The following is a 15,740-nucleotide window of genomic DNA, read 5'->3' on the forward strand; positions in this document are numbered from 1 at the left end:
CTGGATTAAGATGAAAACAATCGAAGTTGATGACGAACTCTATCAGTATATTGCCAGCCAGACGCGGCATATCGGTGAGAGCGCGTCCGACATTTTACGGCGCATGCTCAAAATGGCCGCCGCCTCGCAGTCTGCCGCTCCAGCCCCCAAAGAGACGCGCCAGCCCGTTGCCGTCGCCCAGGAAAAGCCGCTGACGCAGGTAAAAGACAAAGTGCGTGCGATGCGCGAACTGCTGCTTTCTGACGAATACGCTGAGCAGAAGAAAGCAGTTAACCGCTTTATGCTGGTGCTGACTACACTCTATTCACTGGATCACAACGCGTTTGCCGATGCGACGGAGTCACTGCATGGTCGCACGCGTGTCTACTTCGCGGGTGACGAGCAAACGCTGTTACAGAATGGCAATCAAACTAAACCCAAGCACCTCCCTGGTACACCGTACTGGGTGATCACCAATACCAATACCGGACGTAAACGCAGCATGATCGAACACATCATGCAGTCGATGCAGTTCCCGGTGGAATTGATTGATAAGGTTTGCGGAACTATCTAACCCTTGCATCAGAAGGACCAGGCAATGGCAAATCACAATCGTGCGGGTCAACCTGCACAACAGAGCGATTTGATTAACGTCGCCCAGCTTACCGCACAGTATTACGTGCTGAAGCCGGAAGTGGGCAACGCAGAACACGCAGTTAAGTTTGGTACATCCGGGCACCGCGGCAGTGCGGTACGCCATAGCTTTAACGAGCCGCATATTCTGGCCATTGCTCAGGCCATCGCGGAAGAGCGTGCCAAAAACGGCGTCACCGGTCCGTGTTACGTGGGTAAGGATACACACGCCCTGTCAGAGCCAGCGTTTATCTCCGTACTGGAGGTGCTGGCGGCCAACGGCGTGGATGTCATCATTCAGGAAAACAACGGCTACACGCCGACCCCTGCCGTTTCTAACGCCATCTTGGTGCATAACCAGAAGGGCGGCGCGCAGGCTGACGGCATTGTGATCACGCCGTCCCACAACCCGCCGGAAGATGGCGGTATCAAATACAACCCACCCAACGGCGGCCCTGCTGACACCAACGTCACCAAAGTGGTGGAAGATCGTGCCAACGCGCTGCTGGCTGATGGCCTGAAAGGCGTGAAGCGCATCTCTCTGGACGAGGCGATGGCCTCCGGCCACGTGAAAGAGCAGGATCTGGTGCAGCCTTTCGTTGAAGGACTGGCAGATATCGTCGACATGGCGGCGATCCAGAAAGCGGGTCTTAAACTGGGCGTCGACCCGCTGGGCGGTTCCGGTATTGAATACTGGAAGCGTATTGCGGAGCACTACAAGCTGGATCTGACCATCGTTAACGATCATGTCGATCAGACCTTCCGCTTTATGCACCTGGATAAAGATGGCGCAATCCGTATGGACTGCTCCTCCGAGTGTGCGATGGCTGGCCTGCTGGCGCTGCGCGACAAGTTCGACCTCGCCTTTGCCAACGACCCCGATTACGACCGTCACGGTATCGTCACGCCTGCGGGCCTGATGAATCCAAACCACTATCTGGCAGTGGCGATCAACTATCTGTTCCAGCACCGTCCACAGTGGGGGGCAGAGGTTGCCGTGGGTAAAACCCTCGTCTCCTCCGCAATGATCGACCGTGTGGTTAACGACCTGGGCCGTAAGCTGGTGGAAGTGCCGGTGGGCTTTAAGTGGTTTGTAGACGGTCTGTTCGACGGCAGCTTCGGCTTTGGCGGCGAAGAGAGCGCGGGTGCCTCCTTCCTGCGCTTCGACGGTACGCCGTGGTCTACCGACAAAGACGGCATCATCATGTGCCTGCTGGCGGCGGAGATCACTGCCGTCACCGGTAAGAACCCGCAGGAGCACTACGATGAGCTGGCCGCCCGTTTCGGTGCGCCGAGCTACAACCGTCTCCAGGCCTCTGCCTCCTCCGCTCAGAAAGCGGCGCTCTCTAAGCTCTCACCTGACATGGTCAGTGCCAGCACCCTGGCAGGCGACCCGATCACCGCCCGTCTGACGGCGGCACCGGGCAACGGTGCCTCAATCGGCGGTCTGAAGGTGATGACCGAGAACGGCTGGTTCGCGGCGCGTCCATCCGGTACGGAAGATGCTTACAAGATTTACTGCGAAAGCTTCCTCGGTGCGGAACACCGCCAGCAGATTGAGAAAGAAGCGGTAGAGATTGTCAGCGAAGTGCTGAAAAACGCATAACTGCGGTTTGTGCGCCGGGCGGCACTGCGTTTGCCCGGCCTACAACTGCTTCGATTTTGTAGGCCCGGTAAGCGCGAGCGCCACCGGGCTTTTTTGTCAGCTCATTTTGTTCTTCAGTTCAAAGCGCGGTGAAACCAGCCCGTAGAGCGTCCAGCCCATAAAGGTCACCATAGCACCGTACAGCATCGCTTCTTCCCCAGAAGAGTAAAGCGCATAGAAGCTGTAAATCGCTCCCACCAGCGCCACGATATTGGCGATTTTCGCCTTGCCCGGATCAACTTTTGCCACCTTCTGAATGATCACCAGTGCCGCCATCGACAGAATGTAGGGGATGATGTTGGTCACAACGGCCAGATTGACCAGCACGTTAAACTGGCTGTTCAGCGATGGACTAATGGTCATCAACGACAGACCGCTCTGGAAAATCACAATCGCCAGCATGCCCTGTACCGGCGCATCCGCTTTGGTTACGCGGGAGAAGATTTTCGGGAAGTAACCAGCATCCGCTGATGTTTTGAACACCTGTGCGATGGTGAACTGCCAGCCGAGGAGCGAGCCACAGCAGGACATAACCATCAGACCCATGATCACTTTCCCGACTTCCGGCGTGAACATCTGGGCGAAGGCCAGCCCGAACGGTGCGGTGGAGGTCGCCAGATCCATGTTCGGTACGATTCCGGCAATTACGTTAGTGGAGACAATGTAGATCACCGCCGCACCCAGGGTGCCGCCCAGTACCGCAATGGGGACGTTCTTTTCAGGATTATCCACCACTTCAGCGTTAGCACACGCGGATTCCAACCCGAGAAAGGCCCATAACGTCATGGCGATGGAGGAGCCCACCGCGGTAAAGAACGGCACATGATGGGGATTCCAGGAGTTGGCGTAAAGCGTTGGGCTAAACCAGAACCAGCCAATGATGCACAGCCCGACAACCGGGATAATGACACCCCAGACGGTGATACTACTTAACTGACCCGTGATGCGCGCCCCGCCAAAGTTAGCCACGGTGCAGATCCACAGTACGCCGATGGTCGCCAGCCCAATTTGCACCGGACTGAGCGTGGCACCGAACAGCTCGGTGCCGTAGCCCACCGCTGAAATCGCAATCGCGACGTTGGCGATCAGCAGCGACACGCCGTAGGTATAGTTGGCCATAAAGTTGCCTGACTTACCGAAGGCATACTCGGCGTAACCGCCCATCCCGCCTGACTTGCGGCTGAACATCCCGCACTTGGCAAAAGCCCACGCCAGCGCCATCGATCCCACCGCCGTCACCAGCCAGGAGATAATTGAGATCGTTCCCACTTCCGCGAGTTTGGTCGGCAGCATGATAATGCCCGATCCCATCATGTTGACCATAGTGAGAATGGTGAGCTGCACGACGCCCATTTTGTTGGATTTACTCATAATTTTTCTCCTTTCAGCAGCACAGGCTGAGCGGCAGGTTGTTTGATGACGTAGCAGCGCACCTGTTTGCGACCGTCACACTCCTCGACGTACACCCCCTGTAACTCCGGTGCAAAGCCCGGCAGCAGGTTGATCCCCTCTTCAAGCGCGGCAAAGTAGCGCAGCACGGAACCGCCCCATACTTCGCCCGGGACCACGCACAGCACCCCCGGTGGATAGGGGAGCGCCCCTTCGGCGGCAATCCGGCCTTCCGCGTCGTGCAGCGAGACCAGTTCGACTTCGCCACGCAGATAGGCAATGTTCGCCTCTTGTGGGTTCATCATCACCCGCGGGAAATACGCCTTACGGAACATCTCTTTCTGCAGTTGCTTCACGTTATGGCGGGCATAAAGTTCATGCATCTCCAGGCAAATCTGGCGCAGGGTGTAACCGGCATAGCGTTCCGGGTACTGTTTGCAGATGGATGGCAGAACCTCTTTCAACGGGGCATCGGTCTGGAGCAGTCTCTCGAAGCGCACAAGCTGGGCGACAAGCTGCTGCAGTTTGCCCATGTCCTCTGCTGGCGTAAGCAGGAAGAGAATTGAGTTGAGATCGCATTTTTCCGGGACGATGCCATTTTCACGCAGGAAGTTAGCCAGAATGGTGGCTGGCACGCCGAAATCCTCATACTCCCCGGTGCGCGCATTGATGCCCGGGGTGGTTAGCAGCAGCTTGCACGGATCGATAAAGTACTGGTGCTCGGCGTAGCCTTCAAAAGCGTGCCATTGCTCACCCGGAACAAAGTGGAAGAAGCGCAGGTTGGTGGCGATGTGGGCGGTGCTGGCGCTTTCCCACGGACGCCCATCTACCGTTTCCGGTACGAACGGACGGATAAACTGACAGTTTTGCAGGATCAGCTTGCGCGCCTCGATGCCGTTCACCACGCAATCCATCCACATATTGCGACCGCTCTGGCCCTCATGCATACGGGCGTTGATATCCAGCGCGGCAAACAGCGGATAGAAGGGGCTGGTGGAAGCGTGCATCATAAAAGCGTTGTTAAGCCGTTTATGCGGAACATAGCGCGGCTGGCCTTTGATATGCCGGTCTTTCTTGTGGATCTGCGAGGTCTGCGAGAAGCCTGCCTGCTGCTTATGCACCGACTGGGTAACCAGGATCCCAGGGTCGTTCTCGTTCAGTTCCAGCAGCAGCGGAGAGCAGTCCGCCATCATCGGAATGAACTGCTCGTACCCCACCCAGGCAGAATCAAACAGAATGTAATCGCACAGGTGACCAATCTTATCCACGACCTGCCGGGCGTTATAGATGGTGCCATCGTAAGTGCCCAACTGGATCACCGCCAGGCGGAACGGACGCTGGTCGCGGGCACGGCCTGGCGCAACCTCGGCGATCCGTTCGCGCAGATAACGCTCTTCAAAACAGTGTGCGTCAATACCGCCGATAAAGCCGTACGGGTTTCGTGCAGTTTCCAGATAAACCGGCGTAGCGCCCGCCTGTAACAGTGCCCCGTGATGGTTAGATTTATGGTTATTACGGTCGAACAGCACCAGATCGCCCGGTGTGAGCAGGGCGTTCAGCACGACCTTATTAGACGAAGAGGTTCCGTTCAGTACGAAGTAGGTTTTATCGGCATTAAAGACTTTCGCCGCATGCTGTTGAGCAGTACACGGCGCGCCTTCGTGGATCAGCAGATCGCCCATTGCCACGTCAGCATTGCACAGGTCGGCGCGGAACAGCGTTTCGCCAAAGAAATCGACAAATTGATTTCCCGCAGGGTGGCGGCGGAAGAACTGTCCACCCTGATGTCCCGGGCAGTCAAAAGCGCTGTTGCCTTGCTTAACATAATCTACCAGCGCGCGGAAGAAGGGGGGACGCAGCTGGGTTTCATACTTCTGCGCAGCTGCTTCCAGCTGGCGTCCGTAGAAGTCATTGCAGTTATCGGTACATTCAAAAACGCCCTGGATACGCGATAAATACTCTGCCGGAACAATCTCTTCTTTATGCGTGGAAATAAAAACGGGAATATTGAACCCCGTGGCATCTATTTTTTCTATAGTACCATTGGAAATATCGCTCACCGCCAGGACTACTGCGGCGACATCAATATAATCCGAGTCGTTCACGTCCACCATATCGCGGGTGGTGGTAAAGCAGTGCGGGCAGGTGCGGCTGGTGGCAATTTTTAACGTTTTCATCTTTCGCTCTTTATTTTAGGTAATAGAGGTCCTTCGATTTCCTGTGAAAAAGAAATCGCTATTTGCCGGAAAAAAAGCAAAGTCGGGCCGCTGATAAAAAATCAGTAAATTGCTTTTTGTTGAATACAATCCAGCCCGTCCGGTTACGGTTAATTCTGGATCAAGGAGAATGAGCGCACTGGTTCACAGTCAACTGACTGTAAAAGAAGCTTTTTCAGGAGTGTGTGTAAGCAAGTGCGCCAGAAGTCGAAGGACTACCGGGCGTTAAAGAGATGAAAGTCAAAGCAGTTGCGGTGGGCAAACTTCATTATATGCGTTACCCGCCTTATATGTGGCATAAAACGGTTGTTATTTTCCATTTCCCTTTTCCTTTCAGTAATTGAAAGCGTGGTCATTTTATCCGGAAAGAGACGGCAAACCGTGAAGAGGATCAACATTAAGCGATCATTTGAAAAATAATTATCCGCATTTTATTTAAAGTGCAGATCATAATTCTGGGTTGTGGATATTATGTTAATGCGCTGTTTTTTTAGTGTGTAAAGAGACTTCAAATAAGGGTGAATAACTATGAGGCTGATATTTTAAAATAAACCAGGAGAGTAATTGTTTTAAGCGAAATGAGAGTGAATGATTATTCACAGCATAAACCGATAACCGATACCGGTTTCCGTTAATAAATGGCGCGGGCGCGCGGGATCCGTTTCGAGTTTCTGGCGAAGGTGCCCCATATATATGCGCAGGTAGTGACTATGCTCCACCGCATTCGGTCCCCAGACCTGACTTAACAGCTGGCGCTGGGTAAGAACTTTGCCGTGATTGTTGAGCAGGACCGCCAGCAGGCGGAACTCGATGGGGGTCAGGTGGATTTCAGCCTCACCGCGCTGAATGCGGCGCGAGGCCAGATCGACACGAATATCCGAAAAGGTATACACCGGGTCGACGGGGGCGGTGGTCGCGTGGCGGCGAAGGGCGACGCGCAGACGCGCCTGCAGTTCGCCAATGCCAAACGGCTTACTGAGATAGTCGTCGGCACCGGCATCGAGTGCGGCAATTTTGTCGGTCTCCTCCAGACGGGCGGAGAGCACGATGATCGGCATCTGGCTCCACTGGCGCACCTCCCGGATAAAGTCGAGGCCGTCGCCGTCCGGCAGGCCCAAATCGAGGATCACCAGGTCCGGCTTGCGGGTGGCGGCTTCAATCAGGCCTCGCTGTAGCGTCCCGGCATCGTGAAGGCGCAACCCTTCACCTTCCAGCGCGGCACGCAGAAAACGACTGATGGCGAGTTCATCTTCAACAATCAGGACGTTAATCACAAATCCTCTGGAAAGTCATTCAGCTCGGGTGGGGCATCAAGCGGCAGTGTAACACAAAAACCGGCCCCCCCTTCGGGGCGATTATGGGCGGTAATGGTGCCGCCGTGCACCTCCACAATCGCCTGGCAGATCGCCAGCCCCAGCCCGACGCCGGGAATGGCGGACTCCTTATTTCCGCGGGCGAATTTATCAAAGATAGCCTCTTCCTGACCCGCCGGAATGCCCGGGCCGCTATCCCAGACTTCCAGCTGGAGCTGGTCCGGGGTGACGCTGGCGTCAATGCCGATTTGCGCTTTGCTGCCCGCATATTTCGCGGCGTTCTCCAGCAGATTAATCAGCACCCGCTCGAACAGCGGGCCATCCACATGGATCAACGCCAGGGGATCGGACATCGCGAGCGCGATATGCCGGCCACCCAGCCCCGGCTCCAGGGTTTTTAAGGCGCTGCCGATCACCTCTTCCAGCGTCAGCCACTCTTTTTTCAGGTTAAAGCCGCCGGACTGGATCCGCGCCATATCCAGCAGATTGTTCACCAGCCGGGTGGTGTTCAGCACGTGCTGGCGGATCTCGCTGGCCTGGATAGCGTGGCGAGATCCTTCTGCCGCCAGGTCGAGGGTCAGGATCTCCGACTGACCGAACAGCACCGTCAGCGGCGTGCGCAGATCGTGGGAGAGGGCGGCCAGCAGCGAATTGCGAATGCTCTCCCGCTCGCTGGCTAACCGCGCCTGTTCTTCGCTGGCGGTGAGCGCCAGCCGCTCCAGCGCGCTCGCCACCAGCAGGGTAAAGGTCTCCAGCAGCCGCTGCTGCTCGGGGATCATCAGCTGGCGCAGGTTAGCCGGCTCGACAATCAGCACCCCCTGACGCTGCAACGGCAGGATCTGATAGGGTACACCCGGGAGCGTGTCGGTGCCTGCTCCCGCAGGCTGGCCTTTATCAAAGCTCCAGTGGGCAATGGCCTCATCCCACGGCGTGATGCCCGAAGCCGGGGTGAGGGGGGCGAGTTTGCCTTCGCGATCCGGGAGCAGGATCAGGCTGCGGGCGTTAAAGGTGGAGTGAATAAACTGCTGGCTGGTCTGGACGATATCCTGCGGTGCGCGGCCCACCGCCAGTGCCTTCGACATCTCATACAGTTGGCGGGTGCGTTGCTCGCGGTAACGGGCGATCCGCGCCTGATAGCGCACCCCCGCCGTCAGGTTGCCGATAAGCAAACCTACCGCCAGCATCACGGCGAAGGTGAGGACGTACTGCACATCCGACACCGCCAGGGTGCCGCGCGGGGCGATAAAAAAGAGATCGAAGCTGATGACGTTGATCACCGTCGCCAGCACCGAGGGCCAGCGGCCGTAAAACAGGGCCACGATCACCACACCCAGCAGGTAGATCATCACCAGGTTGGCGGCATCGAAGCCGGGTAGCCACTGGCTGGCAACAAAGGTGATCAGCGCGCAGAGCAGCACCGCCACCAGACAGCCGCGCAGCTGGATCCGCCATTTGTCGCTGAATGCCCGGTTGTCCGGGGTTCTGGCGGGCAGGGCGGCCGGTTTGTCGTCCAGCGCGACGATCAGCAGATCGAGGTCGGGGGCGCGCTGTGCCAGCTTGTCGGCAAAGCTCTCCCGGCTGAACCCGCGGCGACGGGTGCGCCTGCCGATAACAATTTTGCCGAGGTTATGCTCCCGGGCGTAGCGCAGGATGGCTTTCTCTTCCGCCTGCTCGGCCAGGGTGGCGGTTTCGGCCCCAAGCTCCTGCGCCAGACGCAGGGCGCCAAGAATGGCGCGGCGCTGGTTCTCCGGCAGACGGTGCAGCTGCGGCGTCTCCACGTAGACCGCATGCCAGACGCTGCCAAATTTTGCCGCCAGACGCGCGGCGGTGCGCACCAGCTTCTCGTTGCCGCTGCCGTGGCCGATGCAGAGCAAAATCGCATCGCGGGTATGCCACACCTTCTCCTGACCCTGGCGGTCGCGCCAGGCCCGCATCTGATCGTCCACCCGGTCGGCGGTGCGGCGCAGAGCCAGCTCGCGCAGGGCGATCAAATTGCCTTTACGGAAGAAGTGCTCGATGGCCCGCTCAGCCTGCCCGGCGATATAGACTTTGCCCTCATGCAGTCGCTGGCGCAGATCGTCCGGGGGGAGATCCACCAGCACCACCTCGTCCGCCGCGTCGAAGAAGGGATCCGGGACGGTCTCCCGCACCTGAATACCGGTCACGCCGCTGACCACGTCGTTGAGGCTCTCCAGATGCTGGACGTTGACGGTGGTGAAAACATCAATTCCGGCGTCCAGCAGCTCCTCGACATCCTGCCAGCGTTTGGGATGGCGCGAGCCCGGGGCATTGGTGTGCGCCAGCTCGTCCATCAGGATCAGTGCCGGACGGCGGGCGAGGGCGGCGTCGAGATCGAATTCCGTTACCAGACGCCCACGATGATGGATGCGGCGCGGCGGCTGGGTTGCCAGCCCCGCCAGCAGCGCGGCGGTCTCCTGGCGACCGTGGGTTTCCACGACACCGATGAGAATATCGAGCCCCTGGGCGCGCAGACGCTGGGCTTCACTGAGCATGGCGAAGGTCTTGCCGACGCCCGCGCAGGCGCCGAAGAAAATTTTCAGCTTACCGCGATGGGGCCAGGCGGCCTGTTCCAGCAGTTTGTCCGGGTCCGGGCGCAGAGGCTCGTCAATCATTTACTCTTTCCTTAGCGCGTCCAGCGCCAGATTCAATTCAACAATATTGACCACTGGATTGCCCATCGCGCTGAATAATGGCTTTTGCGTATGGGCGGCCACCAGCTGGCTGAGCTGTTCGGCGCTGAGCTGACGCGCCAGAGCCACCCGTGGGATCTGCCAGGCGACGGCCTGCGGCGTCAGGCTGTAGTCCAGCCCGCTGCCTGAGGCGGTCACCAGTTCAACCGGCACTGCCGGGCTCGCCTGCGGGTTAGCAGCGCGCAGAGCCGCCACGCGGGCACGAACGGCGTCATCCAGCTCAGGGTTGCTGCCCGCCAGATTGCTGCCGCCCGAGGCCATGGGATTATACGGGCTCTCAGCCGTAGCGGAAGGACGCCCGTGAAAGTAACCCGCCGCGGTAAAGTTCTGCCCAATCAGCCGGGAACCGCGGATCTCCCCCTGCTGGTAGATAAGCGATCCGTTGGCCTGGTCGGTAAACCACCACTGACCCAGCGCGGTGGTCACCAGCGGATAGAGCCCGCCGGTTATCAGGGCCAGCAGAATAAACAACAGTATAGCGGGACGTAACATAGCCATTTGATTTTCCTCTTAAACCAGCCCGAACAGGGTGAGCACGACGTCGATGGCTTTAATGCCGATAAACGGCACCACCAGCCCACCCAGACCGTAAATCCACAGATTTCGGCGCAGCATGGCGGCGGCGGTGAGCGGCTTGTAGCTCACCCCTTTCAGCGCCAGCGGGATCAGAAAGATAATGATCAGCGCGTTGAAGATCACCGCGCTCAGGATGGCCGAGGCGGGGGAGTGCAGATGCATCACATTCAGGGCGTTCAGTTGCGGATAAGTCGCGGCAAACGCCGCCGGAATAATGGCGAAATATTTCGCCACGTCGTTGGCGATACTGAAGGTGGTGAGCGAGCCCCGGGTCATCAGCATCTGTTTGCCGATATGCACCACCTCGATCAGCTTGGTCGGATTAGAGTCGAGGTCAACCATATTGCCCGCCTCTTTCGCCGCCTGGGTGCCGGAGTTCATGGCTACCGCCACGTCCGCCTGGGCGAGGGCCGGGGCGTCGTTGGTGCCGTCACCGGTCATGGCCACCAGCCGTCCTTCTCCCTGGTACTGGCGGATCAGCGCCAGTTTGGCCTCCGGCGTCGCTTCGGAGAGAAAATCATCCACCCCCGCTTCGGCGGCAATGGCGGCAGCCGTCAGGCGGTTATCCCCGGTGATCATCACCGTTTTGATGCCCATTTTACGCAGCTGGGCAAAGCGCTCCTTGATGCCGCCTTTGACGATATCTTTCAGGGCGATCACCCCGAGTACGGTCGCCCCTTCCGCCACCACCAGCGGCGTGGCCCCCTGACGCGCGACGTTCTCTACCAGGGTATCCACCTGCGGCGGGAAGTGGCCGTTATTGGCCGCAATATGGCGGCGAATCGCGTCCACCGAGCCTTTGCGGATCAGGCGGTCCTGAATATTGATGCCGCTCATCCGCGTTTGCGCCGTAAAGGGCACAAAGGTGGCATGCAGGCTTTGCACGTCGCGCTGGCGCAGGTTAAAGCGCTGCTTGGCGAGAATGACGATGCTGCGGCCTTCCGGGGTTTCGTCCGCCAGCGATGCCAGCTGGGCGGCGTCGGCCAGCGTTTGCTCATCCACCCCCGGGGCGGGCAGGAACTCAGATGCCTGACGGTTGCCGAGGGTGATGGTGCCCGTTTTATCCAGCAGCAGCACGTCGACGTCGCCTGCCGCCTCGACGGCTCGCCCGCTGGTGGCGATAACGTTGGCCGCCAGCATCCGGCTCATGCCCGCCACACCGATGGCCGACAGCAGGCCGCCGATGGTGGTCGGGATCAGGCAGACCAGCAGGGCCACCAGCACGGTGACGCTCACCGCTGTCCCGCCATAGGACGAGAAGGGCCACAGAGTGGCCGTCGCCAGCAGAAAGACGATGGTCAGCGCCACCAGCAGAATGGTCAGAGCGATTTCGTTCGGGGTTTTGCGCCGCTGGGCGCCTTCCACCATGGCGATCATCCGATCGAGGAAGGTTTCGCCCGGATTGACGCTGCACTGGATCACCAGCCAGTCGGAAAGAATGCGTGTTCCGCCAGTGACCGAGGCAAAATCGCCCCCGGACTCACGGATCACCGGCGCGGACTCCCCGGTGATGGCGCTCTCATCCACCGAGGCGCCCCCTTCGATCACTTCCCCGTCACAGGGGATAATATCTCCGGCTTCCACCAGAACAATGTCGCCTTTGCGCAGCGTATCCGCAGGCACCGTTTCGCTGGCAGCACCATATTTCGCTTCGCGCAGCTTGCGGGCGAACGCGGTCTTTTGTACCCCTTTAAGGCTGTTGGCCTGCGCTTTGCTGCGTCCTTCCGCCAGCGCTTCGGCGACGTTGGCAAACAGCACGGTGAACCACAGCCACAGGCTGATCGCTGCGGTAAAGGTGGCGCTTCCTGACAGCCATCCGCCCGTCATGGCGAGGGCAAGCAGGGTGGTCAGCAGGCTCCCCAGCCAGACGATAAACATCACCGGATTGCGCCACTGCACGCGCGGATCTAATTTTTTTATCGCATCCATCAGCGCCTGGCGAACCAGAGCAGGTTCAAGCAGGGCCAGTTGCTTACGACTCATGAAGAATACTCCGTAAAATCAGCGTAAAGAGAGGTGTTCCGCAACCGGGCCTAATGCGAGGGCGGGAATAAAGGTGAGGGCGCCGACCAGCAGGACGGTGCCGATCAGCAGACCCACAAACAGCGCGCCGTGGGTAGGCAGCGTGCCGCCAGAGGCGGGCTGGCGGGTCTTGTTCACCAGCGATCCGGCGATGGCTATGACCGGAATAATCACCCCAAAGCGGCCGACCAACATGCAGAACGCCAGCAGGCAGTTCCAGAACGGTGAGTTTGCGCTCAGGCCCGCAAAGGCGCTGCCGTTGTTGTTGGCTGCCGACGACACCGCGTACAGCACCTCGCTGAAGCCGTGGATCCCGGGGTTGAAGATGCCGCTGCGCCCGGCGTCAGTCATCAGCGCCAGGGCGGTGCCGAGCAGCACCAGCGCAGGGGTGACGAGGATCGCCAGCGCGGTCAGCTTCATCTCCCGCACGTCGATTTTCTTACCCAGATATTCCGGGGTGCGGCCAATCATCAGCCCGGCGATAAAGACCGCCAGCAGCACAAACAGCAGCATGCCGTACAGGCCCGATCCGACGCCGCCAAACACCACTTCACCAATCTGCATCAGCCACATCGGGATCATGCCGCCCAGGGCGGTGAAGGAGTCATGCATGGCGTTAACCGCTCCGCAGGAGGCGGCGGTGGTGATCACCGCATACAGGCTGCTGGCGAGAATGCCAAAGCGGCTCTCTTTTCCTTCCATGTTGCTGTTGCTGTCCGCGCCGAGCAGCATAAAGTGGCTGTTACCCTGCCACTCCGCCCACATCACCAGCGCCGCGCAGACCACAAAGATGGCGGACATGGTCCACAGGATCGTATGCCCCTGGCGCCGATCGCTGACCGACTCGCCAAAGGCAAAGCACAGTGCGGTGGGGATCAGGAAGATCGCCAGCATCTGCACGGCGTTGGTCAGCGCGGTCGGATTCTCAAACGGATGGGTGGAGTTGGCATTAAAGAACCCCCCTCCGTTGGTACCCAGTATTTTGATCGCTTCCTGCGAGGCGACCGGCCCCATCGGCAGCAGCTGCCTGGCCCCCTCCAGCGAGGTGAAGGGCTGATAAGGAAGCAGGTTCTGCAATACACCCTGCTGCATAAACAGCAGGGCGATAACCAGCGACAGCGGCAGCAGCACCCACAGGGTGATGCGGGTCAGATCGACCCAGGCGTTGCCAAGCGTAGTGATATTCTGGCGGGAGAAGGCGCGGGTCAGGGCAAAAATCACTGCGATACCGCTGGCCGCAGAGAGGAAGTTTTGTACCGTCAGCCCCGCCATCTGGCTGAAATAGCTCAGAGTGGTTTCACCGGCATAGGACTGCCAGTTGGTGTTGCTGACAAAGCTGACGGCGGTATTCAGCGCCAGATGCCATGAAAGCCCCGGGAGCTGCTGCGGATTGAGCGGCAGAGTGCCCTGAAGCATCAGCATGGCGAAGAGCACAACCAGGCCCACGCCATTAAGCAGCAGAATAGCCAACAGATAATGGCGCCAGCTCATCTCGTCGGCGCGGATCCCCAGCAGGCGCAGTATCCCTGCGTCAATGGCCTGCACCCCGGGCAGCGGCAGGCCGTTAATCATCCGTGCCAGCCACATCCCCAGTGGCCGGGCGAGTATGAACAGTACCAGCAGAAAGCTGGCGATAAGCAGAAATCCCTGAGCAGCCATCAGAATGCCTCCGCGTTAAGCAGGGCATAAATCAGATACCCCAGTAACAGAAACAGCAGCGCGATGCCCACAATTACACCTGCACTCACAATTCACCTCCGGGTGACATTAGTCATGGTGCAAACGGTAAATTTTCTGGCGCAAAGATTTCGCAAAAATCAGACGGGGAGGTGTAAAAAAAGTATAAAAATGACTAAGACCATAATTTAACTAATGGTTAGTATTAATTTAACTTTTATGTAACTAAATTACGGGATGAAGTGTAAAGATCCCTTTTAGAGGACAAAAAAGTGGTCGGATGAGTAGTAAAATTACAGCCAAAGCGTTACTATTTTCAGCAGATAATCAGTTTTACTTTTCCGGAGCAGATTTCCGGCCAGAAAGAGGGGAGAAAATGATGGAATTTTACAAAGCGTATCCGGCACATATCGTTTTTATTCGCCGCACTTTCGCTGTGTTAGCGGGTGTTCTGGCGTTACCAGTTATGCTGTTCTGGAAAGATCGTGCACGTTTTTACAGCTATCTGCATCGCGTATGGGCGAAGACCAGCGATAAGCCGGTGTGGATGGATCAGGCTGAAAAAGCCATTTGTGATTTTTATTAAGAAAGACTACACACAGCAATTGCAGTAACAAAAAACCGCCACAGCAATGTGGCGGTTTTTTTATCCCCCGGGATTCGCGGTCCGTTGGGCGGCCTTTTTTATTTCAGTATGGCTACACTTGTTAAAGCAAAGTATCCTCGGTGACTTGTAGATGTTACAGACGATAATACTGGAGTGTTATGGCCACCCATCTGGTCTGGTTTCGCGCCGATCTGCGCATCCACGATAACCTTGCGCTTGCCGCCGCCTGCCGCGACAAACATGCCCGCGTCCTGGCGCTTTTCATCGCCACGCCGCAGCAGTGGCGTGAGCACGCCATGGCGCCTCGCCAGGCCGCCTTTCTTCATGCTCATCTCAACGATTTGCAACAGCAGCTGGCCGACAGAAACATTCCGCTGCTCTACGCGCAGGTGGCTGATTTCGCCGCCCAGGGCGAAAAAGTGGCGCAGCTTTGCGCAGAGCATGAGGTCACCCATCTCTTTTATAACTACCAGTACGAACTGAACGAGCAGCAGCGCGATCGTCAGCTGGAGCGCGCGTTGCAGGAGGTTATCTGTCAGGGTTTTGATGACAGCGTGATCCTGCCGCCGGGCAGCGTCATGACCGGCAGTCATGAGATGTACAAGGTCTTTACGCCGTTTAAAAACGCCTGGCTGCGGCGGCTGAAAGAGGGGCTGCCTGAGTGTGCGGCGGCTCCTGCCGTCCGCGAGGGCGAAAAGGTGACCCCGGCGGCGCTGGATTTCGATTATCCGCAACAGCCATTCGATACTGACCTCTTTCCAGCGAGCGAGAGAGAGGCGATTGCCCGGCTGCGTCAGTTCTGTCAACAGGGGGCAGGGGAGTATGAGGCGCAGCGCGATTTTCCGGCTATCGAAGGGACCAGCCGTCTCTCCGCCTGCCTGGCGCTGGGGGTGCTGTCTCCTCGCCAGTGCCTGCACCGCTTGCTGGCAGAACAACCTGAGGCGCTGGAGGGGGGGCCGGGAGCGGTATGGC

Annotated in this window: 13 protein-coding genes; 4 read left to right on the forward strand and 9 right to left on the reverse strand. The window is 58.3% G+C overall.

The annotated features are described in order from the left end of the window. Positions 1–10: 10 nt before the first annotated feature. On the forward strand, positions 11–553 hold the full coding sequence (gene seqA, locus WFM46_RS19300) for a replication initiation negative regulator SeqA (protein ID WP_103178697.1): 543 nt from the start codon (positions 11–13) through the stop codon (positions 551–553). A 24-nt stretch (positions 554–577) separates the two neighbouring features. Further along, positions 578–2,218, forward strand: coding sequence for a phosphoglucomutase (alpha-D-glucose-1,6-bisphosphate-dependent) (gene pgm / locus WFM46_RS19305; protein WP_180209529.1), 1,641 nt, complete (start codon positions 578–580; stop codon positions 2,216–2,218). 96 nt (positions 2,219–2,314) lie between these two features. Here the strand turns inward: pgm and potE are convergent, their stop codons facing one another. From potE to kdpF, 9 genes are all read right to left on the reverse strand, one after another. Further along, on the reverse strand, positions 2,315–3,628 hold the full coding sequence (gene potE / locus WFM46_RS19310) for a putrescine-ornithine antiporter (protein ID WP_103178699.1): 1,314 nt from the start codon (positions 3,626–3,628) through the stop codon (positions 2,315–2,317). Next, positions 3,625–5,823, reverse strand: coding sequence for an ornithine decarboxylase SpeF (speF, locus tag WFM46_RS19315; protein WP_156654103.1), 2,199 nt, complete (start codon positions 5,821–5,823; stop codon positions 3,625–3,627). The genes potE and speF overlap by 4 nt, the downstream gene beginning before the upstream one ends. 254 nt (positions 5,824–6,077) lie before the next feature. Continuing rightward, entirely contained in the window at positions 6,078–6,182 is a 105-nt protein-coding gene (speFL, locus tag WFM46_RS19320) for a leader peptide SpeFL (protein WP_138369585.1), read from the reverse strand. 276 nt (positions 6,183–6,458) lie between these two features. Continuing rightward, positions 6,459–7,136, reverse strand: coding sequence for a two-component system response regulator KdpE (kdpE, locus tag WFM46_RS19325; protein WP_336998279.1), 678 nt, complete (start codon positions 7,134–7,136; stop codon positions 6,459–6,461). Further along, positions 7,133–9,808 carry a two-component system sensor histidine kinase KdpD gene (gene kdpD / locus WFM46_RS19330; RefSeq protein WP_214421733.1) on the reverse strand — a complete coding sequence of 892 codons (2,676 nt, stop codon included), beginning with the start codon at positions 9,806–9,808 and terminating at the stop codon, positions 7,133–7,135. The genes kdpE and kdpD overlap by 4 nt, the downstream gene beginning before the upstream one ends. Then, positions 9,809–10,384 (reverse strand): potassium-transporting ATPase subunit KdpC, encoded by a 576-nt coding sequence (gene kdpC, locus WFM46_RS19335; protein ID WP_180210004.1) that lies wholly within the window; start codon positions 10,382–10,384, stop codon positions 9,809–9,811. A 12-nt stretch (positions 10,385–10,396) separates the two neighbouring features. Next, positions 10,397–12,445 (reverse strand): potassium-transporting ATPase subunit KdpB, encoded by a 2,049-nt coding sequence (gene kdpB / locus WFM46_RS19340; protein WP_336998280.1) that lies wholly within the window; start codon positions 12,443–12,445, stop codon positions 10,397–10,399. 18 nt (positions 12,446–12,463) lie between these two features. After that, positions 12,464–14,143, reverse strand: coding sequence for a potassium-transporting ATPase subunit KdpA (gene kdpA / locus WFM46_RS19345; RefSeq protein ID WP_336998281.1), 1,680 nt, complete (start codon positions 14,141–14,143; stop codon positions 12,464–12,466). Beyond that, complete coding sequence (gene kdpF, locus WFM46_RS19350) at positions 14,143–14,232, reverse strand: K(+)-transporting ATPase subunit F (RefSeq protein WP_103178707.1); 90 nt, start codon at positions 14,230–14,232, stop codon at positions 14,143–14,145. The genes kdpA and kdpF overlap by 1 nt, the downstream gene beginning before the upstream one ends. A 308-nt stretch (positions 14,233–14,540) precedes the next feature. On the opposite strand from kdpF, the gene WFM46_RS19355 reads away from it, so the two are divergent. After that, complete coding sequence (locus WFM46_RS19355) at positions 14,541–14,747, forward strand: YbfA family protein (protein WP_103181047.1); 207 nt, start codon at positions 14,541–14,543, stop codon at positions 14,745–14,747. A gap of 179 nt (positions 14,748–14,926) precedes the next feature. Further along, positions 14,927–15,740 (forward strand): deoxyribodipyrimidine photo-lyase (locus tag WFM46_RS19360; protein WP_336998282.1); only part of this gene is annotated, 814 nt, incomplete at its 3' end.

The sequence above is a fragment of the Leclercia sp. M50 genome (assembly GCF_037150775.1).
GTDB lineage: Bacteria > Pseudomonadota > Gammaproteobacteria > Enterobacterales > Enterobacteriaceae > Enterobacter.